Here is a 22,395-nt window from a genome sequence, read left to right on the forward strand (position 1 = left end):
TCGCCCAAGCAGACGACAGCCGCAGCCCCAATACGCGAACGCAGAAGGCACCGGTCGGATCACGCCAAGCCGGATCACGCCAAGCCGAAGATCGTCCTGGCTCCTGCAGCCTGTAGCGGTGCGGGCCGTGGTCGGCCGGCGGGGGCACCGATGAAACGGGCGACCCGAGCGTCATCGAGTAGCTGGAACGCGCCCTGGGGGAGGCCGGAACCGGTCTCGTCGCCCGCGTCCTCCGGCAGGTCGGTGACGGTGGCGGGCTTCGTCAGAGCGTGGCGCGTCTGATGAGATCGGCCGTCGCGGCGGGCTGAACGATCATCGCGACGTGCGAGGCACCGACCTCGACGGTGCGCGCGCCGGCCCGCCGCGCCATGAACCGCTGCGCCGCGGCGGGAAGCACGTTGTCGTTGCGGGCAACGAGGTACCAGGAAGGAACGGTCTTCCAGGCCGGGGCGCCGGACGGCTCCTGCAGCGTGCGCACGTCACTCGGCCGCTGGCCGGCCCACATCAGGTCGGTGGTCGCCCTCGGCACATCGCCGGCGAACACGTCGCGGAAGACCTCTTTCTTGATATATCCGTCGACGCCCGCACCGTGGGGACGGAGGTCCAGCGCCGTCTCGTTGAGCTTGCTTCCCGGGTACTTCGTCTGCAGGCCCAGCAGCGTCTCGCCCTGATCTGGTACGAACGCGGCCACGTAGACCAGCGCCTTCACGTTGGCGTTGCCGGTCGCGGCGTTCGTGACGACGATTCCGCCGTAGGAGTGGGCTGCGAGGACGAGCGGGCCGCTGAGGGTGGCGAGGATGCTGGCCAGGTAGGAGGAGTCGGCGGCAACGCCGCGCAGCGGGTTCGCCGGGGCGATGACCGGGTAGCCGTCGCGGATGAGCCGGGCGGCGACGTCGTTCCAGCCGGAGGCGTCGGCGAACGCGCCGTGCACGAGTACCACGGTGGGTTTCTGCCTGCCGTCGGGCTGGGTGCGTGCCTGCGCGGCGGGCGCTCCGAGCACTGCGCCGGCCGTGGTGCCGGTCGCGACCGCGGCTGATCCGGCCAGCAGCGTTCGGCGAGTTGTCGTCATCAATGTAGACCCTTCGATATCCGTTGCGCTCTCAGCCGCGATCGAGGGTTAGCGTAGAGTCAGATACTTGACGAGCACTGAACGAATCCGGACGCACACCGACGGCGGATCCACAAAGAGTTCGCGCCCCGTCAAGTACGTCGACCTAGCCTGCTCGAATGAAATCGAAGAAAAGTGAGACCGCCGAGAAGTGGGGCCTGCGGATTCATCTTCTGTGCTATGTCCTGGCCAATCTTGTCCAGGTCGTGCTGTGGGCGGTTCTCACCCCGGATCATTTCTTCTGGCCCCTGTGGTCGATACTGGCGTGGGGCATCGGGCTGGCGTTCCATGTCTGGGCTTTCCGCTCGCCGTCCACGTTGAACTCCAGGCACTGAGCCGTATCGTTCATCCGCTCCAGCGCGTCCGGGACCAGCAGGTGCAGTCGGGCCAACCGCCGCAACGGTGTGGTGTCGGCGACCGACTCTCGGACGAGGTCGTGCACGAAGCGGTAGGAGAACGGCTTCCCCGGCCGGGGTACGAGCAGGCCGAGTGCTTCCAGGGGTTCAAGGTGGTCGATGCAGGTCTGGACGTCGAGCTCGGAGGCGTGGGCGAGCAGGGCGAGGTCGACGTCCCGGCCGATCAGCGCGGCAATCTGTAACAGGTCTGTGGCGTCGTTGTCGAGGCCGGCCATCCGGTCACGGACGACGTCGCGGACGGTGGAGGGCACGCCGGCCTGTGCGGCGGCGGCGTCGGTGAGATCGCCGCTGTCGGCGAGATGCCGGGCCAGTTCCCGGATCAGGAAGGGGTTGCCGGCGGTGCGGGCGTGGATGCTGCGGGCGACGCCGGGGCTGGGAATCTGGCCGGTGTCGCGGCGGACGAGTTCAGCTGCCTCTGCCGGGTTGAGCGGGCCGAGTCGGATCCGGCGGTGCCGGGGTTGCCGGCTCGCGGCGGCGAGCATCCGGGCCAGCTCCGAGCCGGCTGCGGGTAACCGGTCGCGGATCGCGCCGATGATCACGGCGCTGACCGGCAGGCGGGCGGCCAGGTGGCTGAACATCTGCAGCGAGGCGACGTCGGCCCACTGGAGGTCGTCGACGACGATCACCACCGGGCGTCCCACCGAGATGTGGCTGATGAGGGCGACAGCTCGTTCGAACAGCCGGAACCGGGTGCCGCTGTCCGACAGCACCGGTGTGTCTGACAGTGCTGGTCTGGCCGACAGAACTGATTTGGCCGACAGCACTGGTTTGTCCTGCAGTGCCGGAGCCGCGGGGGTGACGCCGCGGGGCTCCACGAGACGGCTGAGCTCACCGGCGTGCCAGTCCTCCCGCGCAGCGGTGGGCAGGTTGTCGAGGAGCAGGCCGACCGCCTGTTCCCATGGCCACATCGCCGGTGTGCCGTCGCCTTCGAGGCAGCGGCCCCAGACGACGAGCGCGCCGTGCCCGTCCGCCTCCGCGCCGGCCTCCTCCAGCAGGCGCGTCTTGCCCACCCCCGGCTCACCCTCGACGACGACGAGCCCCGCGCCGCCGGCGAACGCCGAGTCCACTGCGCGGCGCAGCACCGCGAGCTCCTCGGCTCGGCCGATCATGCCGTCGGCGGACGTCGTCCCGAGGGCAGGCACCCGCAGAGGCACCCGCAGCCACTCGGAAGGCATTCCCTCGGCCGGTGCCGGCTCCAGCACACGCCGGTGCGCGGCCACCAGCGCCGGTCCGGGATCGATGCCGAGCTCCTCGGCGAGCCGGGCACGGACTGCCCGCAGGACGGACAGCGCTTCCGCCTGCTGACCGGCGGCGGCCAGGGCGATGACGAGACTCGCCTGCACGGTCTCGTGCAGCGGCGCCATCCCCGCGGCCAGGCGCAGCGGCGCGAGCACGCGCGCAGGCCGGCCCCGTGCCACCGCGAGCTCGGCCGCCGCCACGCACGCGTCAAGGAACTCACCGTCCAGTGCGGAGAACACGGACATCGCACTCGATCCGTGAGCCAGGCCGTCGCCTGCGGGGCCGTGCCAGAGCCCGAGTGCCTGCGCGTACCAGTCGAGCGCCGCGTCGGGCCGCTGCTCCGCGACGCCGGCCCTGGCCACCTCGACCAGTTCCCGGAAGGTGACGACGTCCAGCATGACGGGGCCGGCGGCGAACAGGTAACTGTCACCGCGGCGCTGCAGGTACGACCCGGTCGCACGCGCGGGCAGCGTGGGCTCCAGCAGCCGCCGCAGCGCACCGACGTACTTCTGGAGAATGTTGACAGCCGAGGCCGGGACGTCGTCGCCCCAGATCAGATCGATCAACTGGCTCATGCTGGTCGGCCTGCCCGCACGGGCGAGCAGCAGAGCGAGCAGGTACGCCTGCTGGCGAGGCCCGGCCTCCAGCTCGACGCCGCCCCGCCAGATCCGCAGCGGGCCGAGAATCTGAAGACACAGCTGTCCGCCGGAGGAAGCCGTGCCTGCTCCGGGGGTGGCGGTGGTACTCACTGCGGGCTCCTCCGTGCGGGCGATGCTCGCAGCATCGCCGGGCAGTCGGTGCCCGCTGATCTGTCAGATGACCTACGTCGTGTCAGCCGCTCTGGAGCGCGTCACGTAGCGAGGCCCGCGACGTGATGCCGAGCTTCGGGAAGACCTTGTACAGATGCGCACCGACCGTGCGCGGTGACAGGAACAGCCGGGCACCGATCTCCCGGTTGCTCAGCCCGGTCGCGGCCAGCTCGGCGATCTGCCGTTCCTGCGGGGTCAGCGCGGCCACCGCGGCGCGGTCCGCGCGGGTCGGCCTGCCGGCGGCGCGTAGTTCGGCTCGGGCCCGTTCGGCCCAGGTCGCGGCGCCGAGCAGGTCGAACGCGCCGAGTGCCTCGGTCAGCGTCTGGCGCGCCGAAGTCAGCTCGCGGGCGCGCCGCAGCCACGCGCCGTACGCCAGACGGATCCGCGCCAGCTCGAACGGGAACGCGCGACCAGCGGGATGCGCGACCGCGGCGGCGAACAGCGCACCGGCCTCCTCCCGCGGCGCGGTGATCGCCAGTGCCCCGGCGGTGAGCAGCGCCAGACGCGGCGACAGCGCCGGCAGGCCCGCATCCCGGGCGGCTTCGGCGTGCGCGAGGGCGGCGTCGTGCCGGCCGGTGTGCGCGGCGGCCTCGACCAGGTCGAGCAGCGTGCGGGTGGCCTGCTGCGAGTAGCGGGAGAACGTGCCCGGGGCGGTGATTCCAGCGGCGTAGGCGTACGCGGTCTCGTACTCGCCTTCGCTCAGTGCCGCGGCAGCGCCGATCGCCTCCGCGTACTCGGTCAGGAACCCCAGCCCGCGCGGCCGTCCCCAGGCGTCCACGGCCGCCTGCAGGTCACGGGCTCGGGCCAGATCACCGCGGTAGGCGGCCAGCAGGCCGAGGAACGCCCGGAACGACTGAGCGAACAGCGTGTACCCGTGCCCGGCGGTCAGGTCCAGGCCGCGACGGCCGGTGCGCTCAGCCTCCGCCCACGCGCCGGCGCCGATCTGGTCAAGCATGACCATCTGGAGCAGCACCATCACGCTGGTGACCGCGCCGGCCTCCGTCTCCCGGTCGACCGTCCGCAGCAGCAGCTCCCGGTGGTCGCCGAGAACGCCCACATAGTAGGCGGAGACGGTCAGCCGCATCACGTCCCACGGCGCGCGAGCGGCGGGATCGGCGAGGGCGTCAGCGATCCGTTCCGGTATGCCGTGACCGCGCTTCACCAGGTCGCCCCACGCGTCCCGGGCAATCGCCGTCGACGGGCCCATCCGGTCGCCGAACCGGTCGAACAGCGCGTCGGTGCGCTCCCAGCGGACCGGGTCGGCAGCGAACTGGCTGATCGCCAGCATCAGGCTCAGCGCACGTTCGGTCAGCTGTTCGTCGGCGACTCCGGACTCCAGCAGCGCGGTGATCCGCCGGTGATTCGCAACGACCTCGCCCTCGCGGTAAAGCGCCACGTACCCTGCGGTGATCTCCGCGGCTGGGCCGTCCAACGCGGCGTCCTCCGCGAGGCCCTGTGCGGTGTCGAGCAGACCGGCCTGCCCGGCGACGTACGCGGCGTCGGCCAGCCGCCGGGACCGGTCGGCGGGTCGGCGGCTGAGTTCCGCGGCGCGGGTCAGCCAGGTGATCGCGGTCGCCGCACCGCCGCGCCGCGAAGCCGAGACGGCCGCCTCTTCGAGGGCCGCGGCGACGTCGTCGTCCGGGTCGACGGTGGCGGCGGCCAGGTGCACGGCCCGCCGTTCCGGGCTGTCGCGGTGCAGCTCGGCGAGATCAGCGTGGGCGGCCCGGCGTTCGTGCGGGGTCGCGGCCTGCACGACGGCCGAGCGGACGAGGGGATGCCGGAACACCGGCTCCCCGGTGGCCGGGTCCGGGGCCAGCAGGCCCGCCTCGACCGCCCGGCCGACGCCGCGCATCCGGTACCGGGCCGCGCCGACCCTGCGCGCCGATCCGGCACCGGTGCCGTCCAGCGCCGCCAGCAGCAGCTCGCCGCGCTCGGTCGCCGGCAGGCCGCGCAGCCGCGTGCCGTAGATCTTCTCCAGCCGCCGCGGCAGCGCGATCGTGCCGGTGTCCAGCAGTTCCGCCCGGGGCAGCTCGATCAGCGCCAACGGGTTGCCAGCCGCGGTCTTCAGAATCATGTTCCGGTGGTACGGGCTGAGCCCGGCCTGCTGCAGGTCCAGCAACCGGGTGGAAACCTGCTCGGTCAGCGGCTCCAGGTTCAGCTCCGGCAGCCCAGCCCCGTCGAGCGGTGACGACGCCTCGGGGCGCACCGCGACTGCCACCCGCACGGCTGTACCCGCGAGGCGCCGCGCGGTGAACGCGAGGACCTGTGTGCTGGGTACGTCCAGCCACTGGCCGTCGTCGACGACCAGCAGCAGCGGGCTGGCCGCCGAGACGAGGGTCAGCAGGTCCAGCACGGCGATGCCGAGCGCCATCACCTGCGGCGCGGCGGCGGCCGTACCGGTGAACGCCGCGTCGATCACCGCCCGGTGCGCGGGATCCAGGCCTGCCGCGTCGGGCAGCAACGGAAAGACCAGCTGATGCAGCCCGGCGAACGCCAGGTCCCGCTCCGCCTCCGCCCCCGCGCAGCGCACGACCCGGAACCCGGCCGCCGCCGCGGCCAGCTCGTCCAGCAACGCCGTCTTGCCGAGGCCGGCCTCCCCCCGGAGCACCAGGACCGGCCCGGCCGCGTCGCCGAGCAACGCCAGGAGCCGGGACCGTTCCTCGTCCCGCCCGATGAGCTTCCCTTGGCCCACGCGGGAACCTTATCCGGCGACAAACCCCCAGAAGGCCCTACCGGGCACCGGGTGATGTGACGATCAGTGGCCGGCCGGCTCCGTCGCCAGCCCGGCCGACAATTCCTCGGCGCGGTGGGCGAACAGGTGAGCCTCGCGCTCGACGGACAGCGCGCGAGCCCGCTCGACGGCGGCCTGGACGGCGGCGGTGGGCTCGCCGCGTGCCTGCATCATCCGTGCCCGCAGCAGGAGTATCAGGCCTTCGGGGTAGCGCTGGCCGTAGGTGTCGAGGAACGAGTCGGCCCGGTCGAGGGTGGCGGTGGCCTCGGCCGGCATCCCGGCCGCCAGCCACATCTCGGCGAGCAGTCCGTACCAGGTGGCCAGGCCCGAGCGTGGCGGATCGAGCAGGGTCGCCGCGATGATCATTTTGGCCTCTGTCGCGGCGCCGGCCGGGTCTTCGCCGGTCACGGCCCGCGCCCAGCACCGGGCCAGTCGCTGGTAGCTGCCGAGGAAGACGAAGGAATGTTCCGGGTCCACCGCGATTCCCCGTTCCGCTGCGCGTAGTGCCCAGGCGGGGTCGCCGGCCAGCGCCGCTACCGTGACGGCGAAGGCGGCCCAGACCGTGATCGCGTAGGAGTCGCCACGCGCGGCGGCCTCCAGCCTGTCGAGCAGCGCCCGCGCCCCGTCGACGTCACCGTGCAGCGCGGTGTTCAACGCGAGCATCACGGGCGAGAGCAGCTGCAGGTCGTGCCGGAGCGGATCATCCTCGCGCTGGGCCAGGCCATCGAACATGATCGAGTTGGACTGGCTCAGATACCGGAACGCCTCGCCGATGTTACCGACGTCCCACTGGTGGATGCCCCAGGCGTGCCGGCCGTAGGCACGCACGACCGGGTCGGCGGACGCCTCGCCCTGATCGAGCAGCCGGCGCGCCAGCCGGCCGGCGCGGTCGAGCTGGATGCCCTGGGAGCACGCGGCCCAGCGGGAGAAGAGGAAGTCCGCGGCCTCCCGTTCCCGGCCGAGGTCACGAGCCAGCTCCTCGGCCCGCTCCAGCAGGTCGACCGCGGAGCCGACGTACCCGGACCGCATCCCGACGACCGCGGTGAGCTGCGACAGGGCGGACAGCTCCCGCTCCGACATGCTCGCTGTCCTCGCCACCTGCGCGGCCGACACCAGCTGCCGTGCGGCGGCCTCGAACGCGGACTTGGCCGCGGCGCGGCGCCCGGCGCGCTCCAGCGCGCTCGAGGTCCGGGCCGGGTCCGCGAGTGGGCCGGCGGCCCACAGGTGGTGGGCGAGGCGCTCGGCTACGGACTCGCCGCCGGTGTCGGAGCGCTCCAGCGCGTCGGCGACGCGCAGGTGCAGCCGGGTCGCGCGCAGCGGCGGCGTCGTCCGGACGACCGACTCCCGGACCAGGTCGTGCGCGAAGCGGAACGAGAACGGGTCCCCGGGCGTGGGCTCGAGCAGGCCGAGCGCCTCCAGGGGCTCGAGGCGCTCGCTGCAGGTCTGCGCGTCAAGGTCGGCCGCGCGTGCGAGCAGGCCGAGGTCGATCTCCCGGCCGATGAGCGCGGCGATCTGCAACAGGCCGCCGGTGTCGTCGTCAAGGCCCGCCATCCGGTCGCGGACGACATCCCGCACGGTGGACGGCACACCGGCCCGCGCCGCGGCATCCTCAGTGAGAACCCCACTGTCGGCGAGGAGCCGGGACAGCTCCCGCACGAAGAAGGGGTTGCCGGCAGTGCGGACATGGATGCTTTGGGTAACACCGACGTCGGGGGTCTGACCGGTCTCGCGGCGGACGAGCTCGGCCACCTCGGCCGCGTCGAGCGGGCCGAGCCGGATCCGGCGGTGCCGGGGCAGCCGGCTCGCGGCGGCGAGCATCCGCGCCAGCTCCGAGCCGGGCACGGGCACACGGTCGCGGAGCGCGCCGGTGATCACAGCGCCGCCCGGCGGGCGTGCCGCCAGGTGACTGAACATCTGCAGCGAGGCGACGTCCGCCCACTGGAGATCGTCGATCACGAGCACCACCGGCCGCCGCGCCGAGACCTGGCCGACGAGGGCGACAACCCGTTCGAACAGGCGGAACTGGGCGCCGCTGTCCGGCAGCACCGGCGTGGCGGGAACGCCGCCGCGCGGCTCCACGAGGCGGCCGAGTTCGCCGGCGTGCCACTCCTCCCGCGCCGCGGCGGGCAGGCTGTCGAGGACCGTGCCGACCGCCTGCACCCACGGCCACATCGACGGCGTCCCGTCGCCTTCCAGGCAGCGGCCCCAGACGACGAGCGCGCCGCGCCTGTCCGCCTCCGCGCCGGCCTCCTCCAGCAGGCGCGTCTTGCCCACCCCCGGCTCGCCCTCGACGACGACGAGCCCGGTGCCGCCGGCAAACACCGAGTCCACCGCGTGCCGCAGCACCGCGAGCTCCTCGGCTCGGCCGATCATGCCGTCGGCGGTAGGTGTCTCGAGGGAAGGAGCCCGCGGCTGCTCGGCGGACGGCTTCCCGGCGCTGCCGACGAGCGTGGGCAGCTCGGTCGGTGGTTGCCCTGGCAGCGGCCCGCCTGCGTGCCCGCCCGCCGGCGCGCCCGCCGTCGCCGCCGGCCCGTCGTCGTCCGCGCCGGCCGAGGCCGCCGAGGTCGGTGGATGGCCAAGGACCCGCAGGTGCGCGGCCCGCAGCGCGGGCCCAGGATCGATGCCGAGCTCCTCGGCGAGCCGGGCGCGGACCGTCCCGAACACTGACAGCGCCTCAGCCTGCTGACCGGCTGCGGCCAGGGTGAAGACAAGGCTTGCCTGCACGATTTCGTGCAACGGCGCCATCCAGGCGGCCAGGCGCAGGGGCTGGAGCACGAGCTCGGGTTGGCCCAGCGTCACCGCGAGCTCGGCCGCCGGTACGCATGCGTCGAAGAACTCGTCGTTGATCGCGGCGAAGAGCGACACGGCGGTCGATCCGTGGGTCAGCCCGCCACCCGCGGGGCCGTGCCAGAGCGCCAGCGCCTGTACGTAGCAGTCGAGCGCCGCATCGAGGCGCTGCTCCGCGAGGCATGTCCTGGCCTTTCCGGCGATTTCCCGGAAGGTGACGACGTCCAGCATGCCGGGGTCGGCCGAAAACAGGTAACCGTTGCCGCGGCGCTGCAGGTACGAGCCGGTTCCGCGGGCCGGCAGCGCGGGCTCCAGCAATCGCCGCAGCGTGCCGACGTATTTCTGGAGGATGTTGACAGCCGATGCCGGGACGTCGTCGTCCCAGATCAGGTCGATCAGCTCGCTCGTGCTGATCGGCCGGCCCGCCCGGATGAGGAGCAGAGCGAGCAGGCAGGCCTGTTGCCGGGGCCCGGCGTCCAGCTCGACGCCGCCCCGCCAGATCCGCAACGGACCGAGAATCTGGAGGCAAAGATTCCTGCCGGGAGACGGCTGTTCAGGGCTACCGGCACGGACAGGACGCAATGACATGGCCACGCCTGTTGCTACTCCCGAATCGATGAGGACAGATTGCCAGTCGTGCGGGTCCCGTTTGCTCGCAATGTCTGCAGGGCAAAGTTTACGTCCGGAACCAGCCCGCCGAGATCTGTTACTCGAGGTGGCCGCGGACCCGGTGCCCAAAGACACCAGCCCTGCGTACCGACCCGCGTCCCGGCGCTGGCACGGCTGACCATCCATCAGTCGGATTGCGTGTGGGCTGGTGCGGGACGGAGATCAGGCGCCGATGGAGGCGGGTCCACACCTTCGCGCAGGCCGTGGTGGGCGTAGAAGCGCCGCAGTGGCGCCGGCGCCCACCAGTTCGTGTTCCCGAGCAGGCGCATCGTGGCCGGTACGAGCAGCGCCCGGACGATCGTCGCGTCCACCAGGACGGCAATGATCATCGCTACCCCGATCAGCTTGATGAAGGTGATGCCGGAGGTCGAGAACAGCCCGATCACGACCAGGATGAGTAGCGCGGCACTGGTGATGATCCGGCCGCTGCGCTGCAGTCCGACTGCGACCGCCGTGGTGTTGTCGCCGGTCCGGTCGTACACCTCGCGGATCCGGGACATCAGGAAGACCTCGTAGTCCGTCGACAGCCCGAACACGATCGCGAGCACGAGGATCGGCTGGGTCGCCTCCAGCGTCCCGGTGGGTGTGAAGTTCAGCGGACCGGACAGGTGGCCGTCCTGGAAGATCAGGACCAGTGCGCCGAACGAGGCGCCGAGCGACAGGATGTTCATCACGATCGCCTTGATCGGCAGCACGACCGAGCCGAAGGCGAGGAACAGCAGGACGAACGTCGCGCCGACGATGATCAGCGCCATCCAGGGCAGCAGGTCGGCGGTGGTGTCGAGCTGGTCGGTCAGCTCCGCGGTGAAGCCACCCACCAGCACCTCGCCGCCAGGCGGTGCGGGGACGTTCCGAATCCGGCGCACCAGGTCCCGCGCCTGCGCCGAGATCGGGTCGTCCTGGTAACTGACGGCGACCCGGGTGACGCTCCCGGACTGGCCGGTGACCTCGGCTCCGGTCACGCCGTCGACGTCCCGGACCGCGGTGACGTATCGCTCCAGCCCGGCCTGTCGTTCCAGACCGGCGCGGCCGGATGAGGTCACGATCGCCTCGATCGGCAACTGGCTGTTGCGGACGAAGTCCCGGTCGACGGTCTCGGAGACGACGCGGCTCTCGGTACCCGCCGGGAGCACCCTGGGGTCGACACCGCCGAACTCCACCCGGAGAAACGGCGAACCGGCCAGCAGCAGGACCGCGAGCACCCCGACCGCGTAGATGACCGGGCGCCGCATGATGCTGTGCGCGAGGCGGTACCAGAACCCGTGCTCGACCTCGCCCGCTGTGGGAGCCGGGCGCGGAATGCGACGGAACCGCCGCACGGAGAGCGCGTCCACCCGGTGGCCCAGGACACCGAGCAGGGCGGGCAGCACGGTCAGCGCCGCCACCATCGCGACTACGACCGCGGACAGCCCGCCGAATCCCATCGAGCGGAGAAAGGGCATCGGGAAGATCAGCAGCCCGGACAACGAGACCGCGACGGTGACGCCGGAGACCGCGACGGTGTGGCCGGCGGTGGCCGTCGTCCGAACGATCGCGTCCTCGACGCCCAGCCCACGGGCGATCTCCTCCCGGAACCGTCCGGTCATGAACAGGCCGTAGTCGATCGCCAGACCAAGCCCGAGGATCGTCACCACGTTGATCGAGAAGACCGAGACGTCGGTCAGGTAGCTCAGCCCACGTAGCGCGGTGAAGGCCCCGAGGATGGCCAGACCACCGATCACGAGCGGCAGGCTCGCCGCGGCCACGCCACCGAAGACGACCACCAGCAGGACAAGCAGCACCGGTATGGAGATCGTCTCGGCACGGCCGATGTCTGCCGCCACCCGCTCGCCGATGTCGCGACTGACCGCGGTGTAGCCGCCGACCTGGGTCTGAAGGCCGGGAGCGGCCAGCCCGTCCTCGATCTCCTTCAGCCCGTCGACGCGTTGCACCTCGTCGCCGGTCACGGTCAGCACGGCGTAGGCGGAGCGCCGGTCGTCGCTGACCAGCGCCGGGCTGTTCGTGCCCCAGTAGGTGATCGTCCTGGTCACCACGTCGTCCGGGAGCGCGTCCAGTGTCTCGGTCACGGCCCGCCGGAACGCCGGGTCGTCGACCGTCGCGCTCGGGCTGCTGTAGAGAACGACCAGGTCATTGCCCGTTCGGCCAAGTGTCGCCTCGGCACGGTCGAGCGCATGGGCACTCTCGCTGGCCGGGTCGTCGAACCCACCGGTGGTCAGCGCGCCGAATACCCGCGTACCCCAGATGCCGCCGAACGCGGCGAAGACCACGGCCAGGCTGATGACCCACCGCCGCCGACTGAACATCGTCCGTCCCAGACGCTCGAACATCTCTGCTCCCCGGGCATTCTGTGCGACCTCTAGTCGCGGTACGGACACAGACGGCAACCTGCCGCACGCGGGACGAGAGTCACAGGCCTTTGACCGGAGCCGGAGAGATGGCCACCGCTGCCGCGGCCTCGCCGCGACTGAACAGCTTCTGGACGATCAGACCGCCGAAGGAATGCCCGATTACGATCGGCGGCCCGCCCAGCCCTGCCAGGACACGGCATGTATCCATAGGCCGTGGATGAAGACCACGGGCTTCTTGATGGTGAGACCTCGCCTTCAGCGCCATGGCTGGACAAACCAACAACAGCCGTGCCCGACCGCATGCACCTGCCTCTGATCACACTAGGTCGACTCTCTTGATGACCAGTGAACGCTTAGTGGATTCGGCGCCGCCTCTGCCCGGCCCGCCGGTCGCCGGACAGGGTTGGTGGGTGGCGGTCGCGGGGCAACGGCCGCTGCCGGGACCCGGAGGACACCGAGGTAGTGGCGCGCGGCATGGACGCGGAAGGCCCGGATCCCCGGGCGCGGAGGCTATACACAGATCGTCGACAGCCCGGTGGTGCGCTCGGGCCTCGCAACTCCCGTCAGGTCCCATCAGGAAAGGCCGACGAGCGTGTCTCAGCCCACTGTCGTCCTCGTCCACGGCGCCTTCGCCGACGCGTCCAGCTTCGCCAGGGTTGTTCCCGAACTGCTCGCCGACGGGGTCAGGGTGCTGGCACCCGCCGTCGGCGAACCGCTCACTCCTCGGCGACGCCGGGTACATCGGGTCGGTGCTCGCGGCCGTCGACGGTCCCTTTGTGCTCGTCGGCCACTCGTATGGCTGCGCGGTGAGCCAGCATGATCGAGTGACGGATCGAGATCGTCAGCTGTCGGTTCGCACGGACCCGTGGACCACGGGCTCAACACTGGCTCCAGCCATGCGACGCGGCCACACAACACGTGGGCCGCACCGTGGGGACATGTCAGCATCACAGGCCCAACGGATTCGTCCCGAGCGTCCGCGCCACGACCCGCGTCCTGCCCACGGACGAGGTCCGGTCATCGTCCGGTCCGACCCGCCCGCGAAGGTCGACGGGTCGCCGCAGCCGACAGAGGCGGTCGCCGCACCGGCCACCCCCGTCGTCGGCTGGCGGCGGCTGTGGGCCGCGGCGCTGCTCGCAGGGTTCGTGACCGTCGCGGCGATCCAGCCGCCCCGCGAGGCACGACCACCGACACAACCGCCGTGGGTGGACGTCGTCAGCGCCGGCGCCCTCGTCCTCCTGGCAGCCGCGTTCGTCGCCCTGCTGGCCGACCACCGATGGGGCTTCACCCTCGCCGTGTACGGCAGCGCCGGCTTCCTCCTCGTCTCAGCTGTGTGCCCGGCGTGGAACCACCACCAGGCGGGAACGTCGTGGATCGGTCAGACCGGAGTCGCCACAGCGATGCTCCTCGGCTCGCTGGTCGGGCGGGAGCGGACCGGCTCGGCCGGCCGAGCCGGTCCGCTCAGATCGGCAGGGATCCGGTGAACGGCGGCCGGGCGCCTGCGGTCAGGTGCAGCGGTCCGCCAGCATCCGGGCGGTGGTCCTCACCTCCGTCAGCAGAGCGGGGTCGTAGGTCCCGGAATCGACCCGCAGCCGGAGGAAGCCGACGGCCGTGGTGACCCGTTCGAGGTCGCCGGCGTACTCCCCGGCCGTACCGATCCGGCCGTAGAGCTTCTCCTGGGGCGGTGTGAGGTCGCGGGCGAGCGCCTTGATCTCGTCCGGTGCGCCGGGGTCCGCCTGGGTCAGCCGCAGGGTCGCTATCAGGTCCGGGGCCAGCGTCTGGCAGGCACCGGGGGCGAACGACCCGGCTTCGGGCAGTGGCGGAGGTCCCTCCCCGCCGCAGGAGGCCGCCACGCCGACGATGACGGCGACCGTAATGGCGGCCGAGGCGGCTCGCCGGAGTCTGGTCATGGTCGTGCCGCCCTGTCAGCTCGAACCCGAGGTGGGCAGGCCGACGTACGGGAACCATCCGCGGAACCGCACGTCGGGCCCGTCGACGCCGTCACCGAGGCCGGTGACCGCCGCCGGCGGGTTGGGCAGCAGGGCGCCTTCGACAGCCTGGAGCGAGATGTCGACGACGTCATCGCCCAGCCGTCGGCCGTTCGGGTACCCGCCGGTGTCGCCCCCGAGGACGCCGAGTCGGTTCGGTTCCGCGGTCGGCGGGATCGACATGTTCAGCCGAAGCTGCTCGGAGGGCGCGATCTTCGCCGGGTCGACGTCGGCGTTGAGCGCGTGTGCGTTCAGGTCGACACCGAGGTTGGCCTTGTTCACACCGGTCAGGTACACCGCGACGAGGTCGTTGCGCGGTGTCGCCGGCGCGGGGATCTTGTAGATCGCCTCGATCAGCTTCGGCAGTTCGGGCTTGGTGACGAAGTTCAGGAACTGGGCGTCCCGGGCGGGAGTGGAGGCGTTGAACCGGTCCTTCTGGCCGACCGGCACGACCACCTCGTTGACGAGCGGCGAACCGAGGCGCGAGACCTGCGACCAGTTACCGAAGGACATCCGCATGCCGGAGCCGTCGGTCGGCCCGTAGATCGAGGCGCTGCGCCGCTGGGTGCTGCTCCACACCCCGATCACCGGGTTGCGCGCCGGGTCGCCCTTGAGCGCCAGCTCGGTCTTGGGGACCTGCAGCACGACCGAGTTCACGTTGAACCCGGCGAGGCTGTCCTGCCCGACCTCGGACAGGTCGCCGCCATAGAGCAGGTCGAACACCCTCAGGTCGAGGAAGAACGGGTCGTCGGCCTGTCCGGCGAACGTCTTGGCGCCGCCGGGCAGCTCTTTCAGGGACGCCGTGCGCAGCGCCAGGTAGTCCGGCATGGACGCGTCGCCCACGAACGAGGGCGCGACGGGCACCTTGTCCGCCAGCACGGTGGTCTTGCCACCGGCTATCCGCTCCAGCTTGTAGGTCTGCCGGAAATTCAGGTCCGGGTCGTCGAGCGAGGTAACAGGCCCGGTGTTGTAGAGGAACGTGTTCTGGTTCTGATAGGTGCTGGCGAACGTCCAGCGGTAGGTGATGTCGGGCTTCGCGTCGCCGTTGCTGTCGACATTGATGTCGTACTGGGCGTCGGTCGCGAACGGGTAGAAGTTCGGTCCGCCGGAGGGTTCCTGGAAGGGCAGCCAGTTGGCGACGAGCGTCACCGAATCCGGGTCGTCCGGGCTGACGAAGGCGTAGGTGTCGGTGTTGTCGACCGTCGGGTCGCTGCTGATCAGCGGAGCCTCCCGGTGGCTGGACGCGTCAGCGGCCGTCGGTGCGAGGGTCACCGCGGCGCCCGTCGCACCGAAAAGCAGGGCGGTCGCGCCAGCCAGGGCACGCCGCCGGGGCAGCCGTCCCCGCCGTCGGCGGCCGGGCGTGCCGTCGCGTGCGGATGTCAGTCGGCTCATGGTTCTCCCTCAGGGATCGACGGACCGGACCGATGTGCCTGTCCGGTGAACGTCCGTGGTTCGGTGACGCGAGGAGCACGGATCGTGTCGGCTACCTGACATCATTTTTGGGTCCCAGGTGCAGTCCGTGACCGCTGCGGATCCGAATCGCTGGCGAACGACCGGCAGGACGGAAGCGGGGAGGACACGCATGAAGCGGCGACTGGGCGGGGGGGCGAGTCGAGCACGGGTGCTCGCCGGCCTGATCTGCGTGGCCGGCCTGGCAGGCGCGGCTGCGCTGGCCATGGTCGGCTCGCCGCTCGTCCGGGATGACTCGGGCCACGGTGTCACGCCGACGCCGACCGGAGCGGCGGCCGTGGACGAGGCGTGGTCCTCGGCGGGCAGGGCGGCGGCCGCACCCGTCGCGAGTCTGCGTGACCGGCTCGACCAGGTGCCGGGGGACTGGCCGGCCTGGGCCGAGCTCGGCCTCGCCTACGTCGAGCAGGCCAGAGTGACCGGTGATCCGACGTCCTACCCACGGGCCGACGGGGCGTTCGCCCGCTCGCTGGAACTGCGTCCGGTGGACAACGACGCCGCCCTCGCCGGGCAGGCGGCGCTCGCCGCCGCACGTCACGACTTCCCCGGTGCGCTGCGCGCCGCGAATGCCGCGGTTGCCGTCAACCCGTTCAACGCGACCGCGCACGGGGTGCGCTTCGACGCGCTCGTCGAACTCGGGCGCTATCCCGAAGCGTGGCAGGCGGCGCAGACCGCGGTCGACCTGCGTCCCGATGTCGCGTCGCTGGCCCGGGTCGCCTACGCGTTCGAGCTGCGCGGCGAGATCGACCAGGCGGCCGCGATGCTGCGGCGGGTAGCCGACGACGCGACGTCGGCAGCCGATGCCGCGTTCGCCTACTTCCATCTCGGTGAACTGGCGCGGCACTCGGGCGACCTCGTCGGGGCGGACGAAGCCTACCGGCGCGGGCAGGCGAGCGACCCGTCATCGGTGTCGCTGCTCGTCGGTCGTGCCCGCGTGGCCGCCGCCCGGGGCGAGAGCGAGGCGGCCCTGGCGGACTACGCCGTCGCGGCCACTCGGAGCCCACAGCCGTGGATCGTCGCCGAGTACGGAGAACTGCTCGAATCGTTGGGCCGGCCCGACGAGGCGAAGCGGCAGTACTCCCTGGTGCGTTCCACCGCGGAGCTGATGCGCGCGCAGGGAGTCGAGGTCGACGTCGAGCTGGCGCTGTTCGAGGCGGACCACGGCGACCCCGCCGCCGCGCTGGCCGCGCTGTCCCCGGCACCGGGCGGCGAACCGCACCGTGCCGGGGTCTTCGTGGACGACGCTCGCGCCTGGGTGCTGCACCAGCTCGGCAGAGACGACGAGGCTCTGCCGTCCGCCGAGTCGGCGCTCGGCCTCGGCACCCACCGAGCACTGTTCTCCTACCACCGGGGCGTCGTGCACGCCGCGCTCGGCCAGACCGACGCCGCGGTCGCGGACCTCCGGGCGGCGCTGGACACCGACCCGCACTTCTCACCGTTGCACGCGCCCCGGGCACAGGCCCTTCTCGCGTCCCTCGACGCGAGTGCCCGGTGACCTCGCTGCGTCGGGCAGCCGTCCTGGCCGTGACGGTGGCCGCGTTCGTCCTGGCGGCGGGCGGATCCGCATCGGCACATCCCCTCGGGAGTTTCACCGTCAACAGCGCGAGCGTGCTGAGGGTGGGCATCGAAGAGGTTCTCGTCGACGTGGTCGCCGACTTCGCCGAGATACCGGCGGCGCAGGTCCGGCCGGACGTCGACGCGCTGGGAGCCGCCCGCTGGCGGGAAGCGGAGTGCGCCCGCACGGCCGGACGGGCGACGCTGGCGATCGACGGCCGGGCCCGCCCGCTCGTCCCGATCGGCGGCTCGCTGTCGTTCCCACCGGGCGACGGCGGGCTGTCGACGATGCGGCTGGTCTGCCGATACTCCGCCGAGACCGCCGGGGCAGCGGACACGGACCCTGACACGACAATTCGGTACACGCTGGCCGCGTACGCCGACCGGGTCGGCTGGCGGGAGACGGTCGCGGTCGGGGACCGCACCACGGTGGTCTCCTCGGACGTACCGTCCCGCTCACCGACGAACCTGTTGACCCGGTACCCCGACGACCCGCTGGGCGGCGGTTCCGACGTCACGCGCGCGACGCTGACCGTTCGTCCGGGCGGACCGGCCGCGGCCGACCCGTTGTCGCAGGCGGGCGCCATCGGCGCTGGAACGCCTGGTAGCGGTGCGTCAGACGAGGCCCGGCAGGCGGCCGGCGGCCTCGCCGGTTGGGTGAACGGCCTGGTCGAGCGGGACTCCTTCTCACTCGGCCTGGGCGTGCTCGCACTGCTCGCCGCGGTCGTGTTGGGGACAGCGCACGCGTTCGCCCCCGGGCACGGCAAGACGGTGATGGCGGCCCGGGTCGTCGGCGGCTCGGCGACAGGACGGCAACTCGCCGCCACCGCCGGAGCGGTCACGCTCACCCACACCCTCGGCGTTCTCGTCCTCGCGGTCGTGCTGTCGGCGTCGAGCGGCTTCGCTCCGGAGAAGATCTATCCGTGGCTCGGTGTCGCGAGCGGGTTGCTGATGATCTGTCTCGGCGCCAGTCTGCTGCGGTCAAGACTGATCATGTCGCCGTATCGCCACCTGTTGTCCACAGGCGACGGCCACTCGAATCACCACCGCCATGAACACGACCGTGGACACAGCCACGCCCGTCCTCAACGCGACGACAGCCATCACCGCCACCATGGCAGCGGCATTCACAGCCATGGGCACCACGACCACGACCCTTCGCGCGATCATGGTCATGCGCACCAGCACGGTCACTCGCATGGCGGGCGCTGGCACGTGCACCCGCCCGTCACCGACCAACCGAGGCTACGCAGCCTGCTCGCCGCGGGACTCGTCGGCGGCATGGTGCCGACGCCGTCGGCCGTCGTCGTGCTGCTTGGAGCGGTCGCACTGGGGCGGGCATGGTTCGGGGTCCTGCTGGTTCTCGCCTACGGCGTGGGAATGGCGGCGACGCTGGTCGGCGTCGGGTTCCTGCTCGACCGCACACTCATCCCGCTGCTCCAGCGCACCCAGACGCTGGTGCCGGGGTTCGCCGCCGGCCTGCGTTGGACGCCGGTGGCGACAGCCGCCCTGGTCGTGCTCGTCGGCGCCGTCGTGGCGCTGCGTGCCGGCAGCCAGGTCACGATATGACTACAGGCGGATCACAGGGTGACAGAGTCTACGGCTTGCGTCCGATACCGCCCGCCACCAGCCTGACAGCCAGTGGGTACGGCTCGACGAGGTTCAGTCCGTCGAAGTAGGAGGTGATCTCGTCGACCGAGCGGAAGCGCCCCTGGTCAGTTCGTTGAGAAGCACCTGCTCGATGGGCGTGGTCTCCGCTCCGTGGTCGACGAAGTCGTCGTGGGAATCCGCATGTGGTGCGAACTCGATTCGGCCGGCCCGGTGGTTTCTCTCCTCCGGCGTCCGGATGGCTCCGACGGTGGTGAGGGCGGCCGGTCCGTGGCCGGCGGTCCGCTCGGGTCGATCCTCGTCCCGGCTTCGGGAGTGGTACCGGATCCGGCCGCGGAACCGGAGGTGGCTCCGGCGCCGGCCCCGCTGCCGGATGGCCACATCGACGCCTACAGTGGGCTTTCTTTCACGGTGCACGAGTTCGCCGAGCTCTCGGACGGCCGTGAGGTCACCCTCCTGGATGACCGGGGCTGGGGCATGTCGGGCGGGGGCAGGACCCCCGACGAGCGCCTGTCCGAGCTGACAAGCGAAGAGATCGAGCGCACGGTGTACATGGTCCTGCTGCCGGACTGGGCCGACGCCGACCACCCGCTGCCGCTGGACCTCGCAGCGGTCGAGGACAGCGGCGGGGCACAGGACTGGGGCCTGCTCGCGGAACGGCTCCGCGCGTTCGGGGTGGTCGTCACGCCGGCCGAGCTCATGCGGGTACCGCGCCGTCTCGACCTCGGCGACCGGCTTCGGGCGAGAATGATCGGATAGGGCGTGTCGACGTCCGACGACATTCGTCGCCGGGATCAGGGCAGCCGCACCGCGACCCGGAGCACGCGGGTCACCTGGGTGGCACCGAAGTTGTCGTCGCTGAGCACGTTGACGATCGCCGTACCGTGCCCGGGCCCCCGGGGTCGATCGCGAGTGCTTCGTAGTTGTCCATCAGCGGGTTGACCTGGATGCCCGGGTTGGTGGCGCCCAGGGTGGGGCAGGCGGTGAGGTCCGCGACGAGCCGCTTACCCACCAGCGCACGCTCCGGGAGCGCCGAAAGGTTGGGCACGGTGGTGACGTCCGCGCCGCGGCCGGCGGCCAGCTGCTCCAGAGCCGCCAGGTGAACGCCTCGGTCATCCCGTCGAGCGCGGGCACCGCCGAGGCGGCGGTACTGCAGGGCGGCGCCAACGCCACGCACCGTGGCGACCCGGCCCACGACACGGCCGACTTCGCCGACACCGCGCCGGGCAACCTGCGGGTCGACTACGTGCTGCCCTCCCGCGATCTGGCCACGGCGGGAGCGGGCGTGTTCTGGCCGGCGACCACCGATCCGCTTTCGCGGCTGACCGGGAAGTACCCGTTCCCCAGCTCCGACCACCGGCTCGTCTGGCTCGACATCAGGCCCCGTCGCGCCTGAGCCGAGTGGCGGTTCTGCCGGTCATCGCGGACTGCCGGAGCGGGATCGACCCGTTCCGGCACGTCCTCGCAGCGGGCGGATCGTGGCAGGCGCGGCACGCGGATCCGGCGCTACAGCGTCGAATAACGGAACACCGTCGTGGGGAGGAGCAGGAAGTTCAGCTCCCCCCGGCCGAGAACGAAGCCGCCGAGGGTGCCCCACAGCGACAGCACCTCGATCTGCAGGAAATTCGCCGGGTCGGCGGTCAGGACCACCATGACATGGTGCAGCGGCTGGCCCGCGTGTTCGACCATGATGACGTCGCCGGCCTGGATGTTGTTCGCGGGGGCGGCATTCGCGCAGTTGATCTGCTGCACACCGCCTGCCGTCAACAGGTTGTACACGGCGGTGTCGGGGTCCACGGCTCCGTACGCGTGGGTCAGTTGGGCGACCGTGACCAGACCGGCTTCTGCCGCGGCTACCAGTACCGCCTCCCAGCAGTTGATGGTCGCGTTGTCGCCGATGGGATTCGCCAGTGGCGCCGCGCCGTTGATCCAGGCGTTGAAGGCCACACTGCGGCCTTCTCTCCAGGTGTACGCGCCGCGCCGGGCTTGCATCCGTGCCCGCAGGGCGGCCCGCCGCGCTCCCGCCGGTGCTCCTGCGGCCACTGCCGCGACCGGCGCGGCGGCCGGAGCCGTGTTGGGGATGACCAGGGCGGCTTCCTGATTACTGATCTCGATCCGGACGACGCTGGGCGTGATACGCGGGTGGGCGTTGATCGCCGCGATCGACGGGTTGATTAGGTTCGCGGGTGGCCCGGCGGGATACCTCAGCAGAAGCTCCGCCAGGAACATGTTCGTGTGCTCACGGTCCTGGATCTGCTGGCTGGTCACCCTGGCCGGAACGAGCCAGCTGACCGGCTGACCATAATTGAGAACGATCTCAACGTCGTCTCCTATGATTGTCACGCGCCCCCCTTTGGTCACCAAGGAATGAATGCCGTCCGCGGCTTCGCCCCGATAGTCGAGGAAGGTGCCATACGGCGGCCTTCGCCACCTTCGCCGATCTGGGATTCCCTACGTGACGAAAGCGCGACTCAGGTTCACTTGGGTAAGCAGATGTCCACTTTGACTGGAATAACCTATCTTGCCGATGGAGACCGCGAAGACCAGAGACCGCACAGCGCCGGCTCGGCGCCCGCAACGGGGCCACCCCCAACAACACAACATCGCCACAACTCACACATGACGTAGGTGTCAGAGATCTAGCCTGGGCTCGCGCGCCGCAGCATTCTTCCCGATGAGAGGTTCGTCCGATGAGGGCCATTTCGGCTCCGACTCTTCTACCGCTCGGCCATCCGGTCGACGCTGCCGACGTCCGGACACTCGTCGACGCCGTCGCGGACGCGGGGTTCGACGGGGCGCAGATGACGAGTTCGCACCTCGCTGGCGCCGTCGCTGACGGTATGACTCCGGAGGAGTTCTTCGGTTACCACCGGGACAGGGGGCTGGCGATCCCCACTGTCGAGGTTCTGATGGAATGGGTCACCGCCGACCGACAGGAGATAGCCGAGCAGGCCCGACCACTTCTCGACATCGCGCAGTGGGCCGGCTCCCCGACGGTTATCGCGACGACGCTGGAGGCCGAGGTACCGTCGATCGCCGGCGTGGCGGAGCGGCTGGCGTACCTGTGCGATCTCGCGGCGGAGCGGGGTCTGCGGATCAGTTTCGAGTTCCTGCCGTGGTCGGTGGTGCCGAACATCAGGGCGGCGATGCGGCTCCTGGATGCGGTGGACCGCGACAACCTCGGCCTGGTAGTCGACATGTGGCATTGGTTCCGCCAGCCTGGTGGGCCCGATTACGACACCCTGCGTGACGTGCCGACGGAGCGGATCCATGTCCTTCAGCTGTGTGACGCGCCTACGCGGCCGGCCGACGACCTGAGGACGGAGACGATCATCGCCCGCCTGCTACCCGGGGACGGCGACGCCGACATCGAGGCTGTCCTGGATGTTCTCGTCGCGACCGGAGCCGATCCCCTCGTGGCGACGGAGGTGTACTCCGCCTCGCTCGCGGGCCTGGGGCCAGCCGAGATGGCACGGCGCGCGTTCGCCGCCACGGAGACAGTTCTCGGCGGACGTTTTCCGTCCCACGGCACGAGTGGTTGAAGGCGCGGCGCACGCGGCGCACGCGGCGCACGGCGCGCGCAGGTTGGGATCGTCGATCGTTGATCGGGTGACAGCGCGGTCGGGTTGCCGGCCGTGCTCACGGCCCGGCGTCCCCGTGTCCCCGCGTCC

At 71.2% G+C, this 22,395-nt stretch carries 15 protein-coding genes and 3 pseudogenes; 8 read left to right on the plus strand and 10 right to left on the minus strand.

Going from position 1 to position 22,395, the window contains the following annotated elements; all coding sequences use genetic code 11:
• Positions 1 to 112 precede the first annotated feature (112 nt).
• Both FRANEAN1_RS44380 and FRANEAN1_RS33920 read right to left on the minus strand, forming a co-directional pair.
• Positions 113 to 257: pseudogene (locus FRANEAN1_RS44380) on the minus strand (YbhB/YbcL family Raf kinase inhibitor-like protein); the annotation flags it as partial.
• Positions 258 to 262: 5 nt separating this feature from the next.
• Positions 263 to 1,069 carry an alpha/beta hydrolase gene (locus FRANEAN1_RS33920; RefSeq protein WP_020464195.1) on the minus strand — a complete coding sequence of 269 codons (807 nt, stop codon included), beginning with the start codon at positions 1,067 to 1,069 and terminating at the stop codon, positions 263 to 265.
• Positions 1,070 to 1,227: 158 nt separating this feature from the next.
• Between FRANEAN1_RS33920 and FRANEAN1_RS40015 the strand changes: the two genes are divergently transcribed.
• A complete protein-coding gene (locus FRANEAN1_RS40015; protein WP_083788412.1) occupies positions 1,228 to 1,443 on the plus strand; it encodes a 2TM domain-containing protein in 216 nt (71 codons plus the stop codon).
• Here FRANEAN1_RS40015 and FRANEAN1_RS33925 read toward each other — a convergent pair.
• The 4 genes from FRANEAN1_RS33925 to FRANEAN1_RS33940 all read right to left on the minus strand — a co-directional run bounded on the left by FRANEAN1_RS33925 (position 1,341) and on the right by FRANEAN1_RS33940 (position 12,086).
• Positions 1,341 to 3,512, minus strand: a complete 2,172-nt coding sequence (locus FRANEAN1_RS33925) for a BTAD domain-containing putative transcriptional regulator (protein WP_020464196.1) — start codon at positions 3,510 to 3,512, stop codon at positions 1,341 to 1,343. The two genes, FRANEAN1_RS40015 and FRANEAN1_RS33925, sit on opposite strands and share 103 nt — an antisense overlap.
• 82 nt (positions 3,513 to 3,594) lie before the next feature.
• Entirely contained in the window at positions 3,595 to 6,264 is a 2,670-nt protein-coding gene (locus FRANEAN1_RS33930; RefSeq protein ID WP_020464197.1) for an AAA family ATPase, read from the minus strand.
• Positions 6,265 to 6,327: 63 nt separating this feature from the next.
• Entirely contained in the window at positions 6,328 to 9,678 is a 3,351-nt protein-coding gene (locus FRANEAN1_RS33935; RefSeq protein WP_049796087.1) for an AAA family ATPase, read from the minus strand.
• A 206-nt stretch (positions 9,679 to 9,884) separates the two neighbouring features.
• On the minus strand, positions 9,885 to 12,086 hold the full coding sequence (locus tag FRANEAN1_RS33940) for an MMPL family transporter (protein WP_020464199.1): 2,202 nt from the start codon (positions 12,084 to 12,086) through the stop codon (positions 9,885 to 9,887).
• 613 nt (positions 12,087 to 12,699) lie between these two features.
• Here FRANEAN1_RS33940 and FRANEAN1_RS44385 point away from each other — a divergent pair.
• Together FRANEAN1_RS44385 and FRANEAN1_RS41860 are read left to right on the plus strand one after the other, a co-directional pair.
• Positions 12,700 to 12,916 (plus strand): annotated as a pseudogene (locus FRANEAN1_RS44385) (alpha/beta fold hydrolase); the annotation flags it as partial.
• Positions 12,917 to 13,045: 129 nt separating this feature from the next.
• Positions 13,046 to 13,591, plus strand: coding sequence for a hypothetical protein (locus tag FRANEAN1_RS41860; RefSeq protein ID WP_041255096.1), 546 nt, complete (start codon positions 13,046 to 13,048; stop codon positions 13,589 to 13,591).
• Between the two features lie 21 nt (positions 13,592 to 13,612).
• On the opposite strand, the gene FRANEAN1_RS33950 is transcribed toward FRANEAN1_RS41860, so the two are convergent.
• A complete protein-coding gene (locus FRANEAN1_RS33950; protein ID WP_020464201.1) occupies positions 13,613 to 14,017 on the minus strand; it encodes a hypothetical protein in 405 nt (134 codons plus the stop codon).
• Positions 14,018 to 14,032: 15 nt separating this feature from the next.
• Entirely contained in the window at positions 14,033 to 15,487 is a 1,455-nt protein-coding gene (locus FRANEAN1_RS33955) for a DUF4331 domain-containing protein (RefSeq protein WP_020464202.1), read from the minus strand.
• Between the two features lie 190 nt (positions 15,488 to 15,677).
• On the opposite strand from FRANEAN1_RS33955, the gene FRANEAN1_RS33960 reads away from it, so the two are divergent.
• From FRANEAN1_RS33960 to FRANEAN1_RS33970, 3 genes are all read left to right on the plus strand, one after another.
• Complete coding sequence (locus FRANEAN1_RS33960) at positions 15,678 to 17,057, plus strand: tetratricopeptide repeat protein (RefSeq protein ID WP_020464203.1); 1,380 nt, start codon at positions 15,678 to 15,680, stop codon at positions 17,055 to 17,057.
• Positions 17,054 to 18,685 carry a high frequency lysogenization protein HflD gene (locus FRANEAN1_RS33965; RefSeq protein WP_020464204.1) on the plus strand — a complete coding sequence of 544 codons (1,632 nt, stop codon included), beginning with the start codon at positions 17,054 to 17,056 and terminating at the stop codon, positions 18,683 to 18,685. Before FRANEAN1_RS33960 ends, FRANEAN1_RS33965 begins: the two co-directional genes overlap by 4 nt.
• Positions 18,686 to 19,069: 384 nt before the next feature.
• A complete protein-coding gene (locus FRANEAN1_RS33970; RefSeq protein WP_347176878.1) occupies positions 19,070 to 19,483 on the plus strand; it encodes a hypothetical protein in 414 nt (137 codons plus the stop codon).
• A 70-nt stretch (positions 19,484 to 19,553) separates the two neighbouring features.
• On the opposite strand, the gene FRANEAN1_RS33975 is transcribed toward FRANEAN1_RS33970, so the two are convergent.
• Positions 19,554 to 19,772 carry a hypothetical protein gene (locus FRANEAN1_RS33975; protein ID WP_041255098.1) on the minus strand — a complete coding sequence of 73 codons (219 nt, stop codon included), beginning with the start codon at positions 19,770 to 19,772 and terminating at the stop codon, positions 19,554 to 19,556.
• A gap of 30 nt (positions 19,773 to 19,802) precedes the next feature.
• Here FRANEAN1_RS33975 and FRANEAN1_RS42715 point away from each other — a divergent pair.
• Positions 19,803 to 20,120: pseudogene (locus tag FRANEAN1_RS42715) on the plus strand (endonuclease/exonuclease/phosphatase family protein); the annotation flags it as partial.
• A gap of 110 nt (positions 20,121 to 20,230) precedes the next feature.
• On the opposite strand, the gene FRANEAN1_RS33985 reads toward FRANEAN1_RS42715, so the two are convergent.
• Positions 20,231 to 21,067, minus strand: coding sequence for a hypothetical protein (locus tag FRANEAN1_RS33985; RefSeq protein ID WP_020464207.1), 837 nt, complete (start codon positions 21,065 to 21,067; stop codon positions 20,231 to 20,233).
• Positions 21,068 to 21,414: 347 nt separating this feature from the next.
• Between FRANEAN1_RS33985 and FRANEAN1_RS33990 the strand changes: the two genes are divergently transcribed.
• Positions 21,415 to 22,266 carry a sugar phosphate isomerase/epimerase gene (locus tag FRANEAN1_RS33990; protein WP_020464208.1) on the plus strand — a complete coding sequence of 284 codons (852 nt, stop codon included), beginning with the start codon at positions 21,415 to 21,417 and terminating at the stop codon, positions 22,264 to 22,266.
• Positions 22,267 to 22,395 lie beyond the last annotated feature (129 nt).

The organism is Parafrankia sp. EAN1pec (genome assembly GCF_000018005.1).
GTDB classification, from domain to species: domain Bacteria; phylum Actinomycetota; class Actinomycetes; order Frankiales; family Frankiaceae; genus Parafrankia; species Parafrankia soli.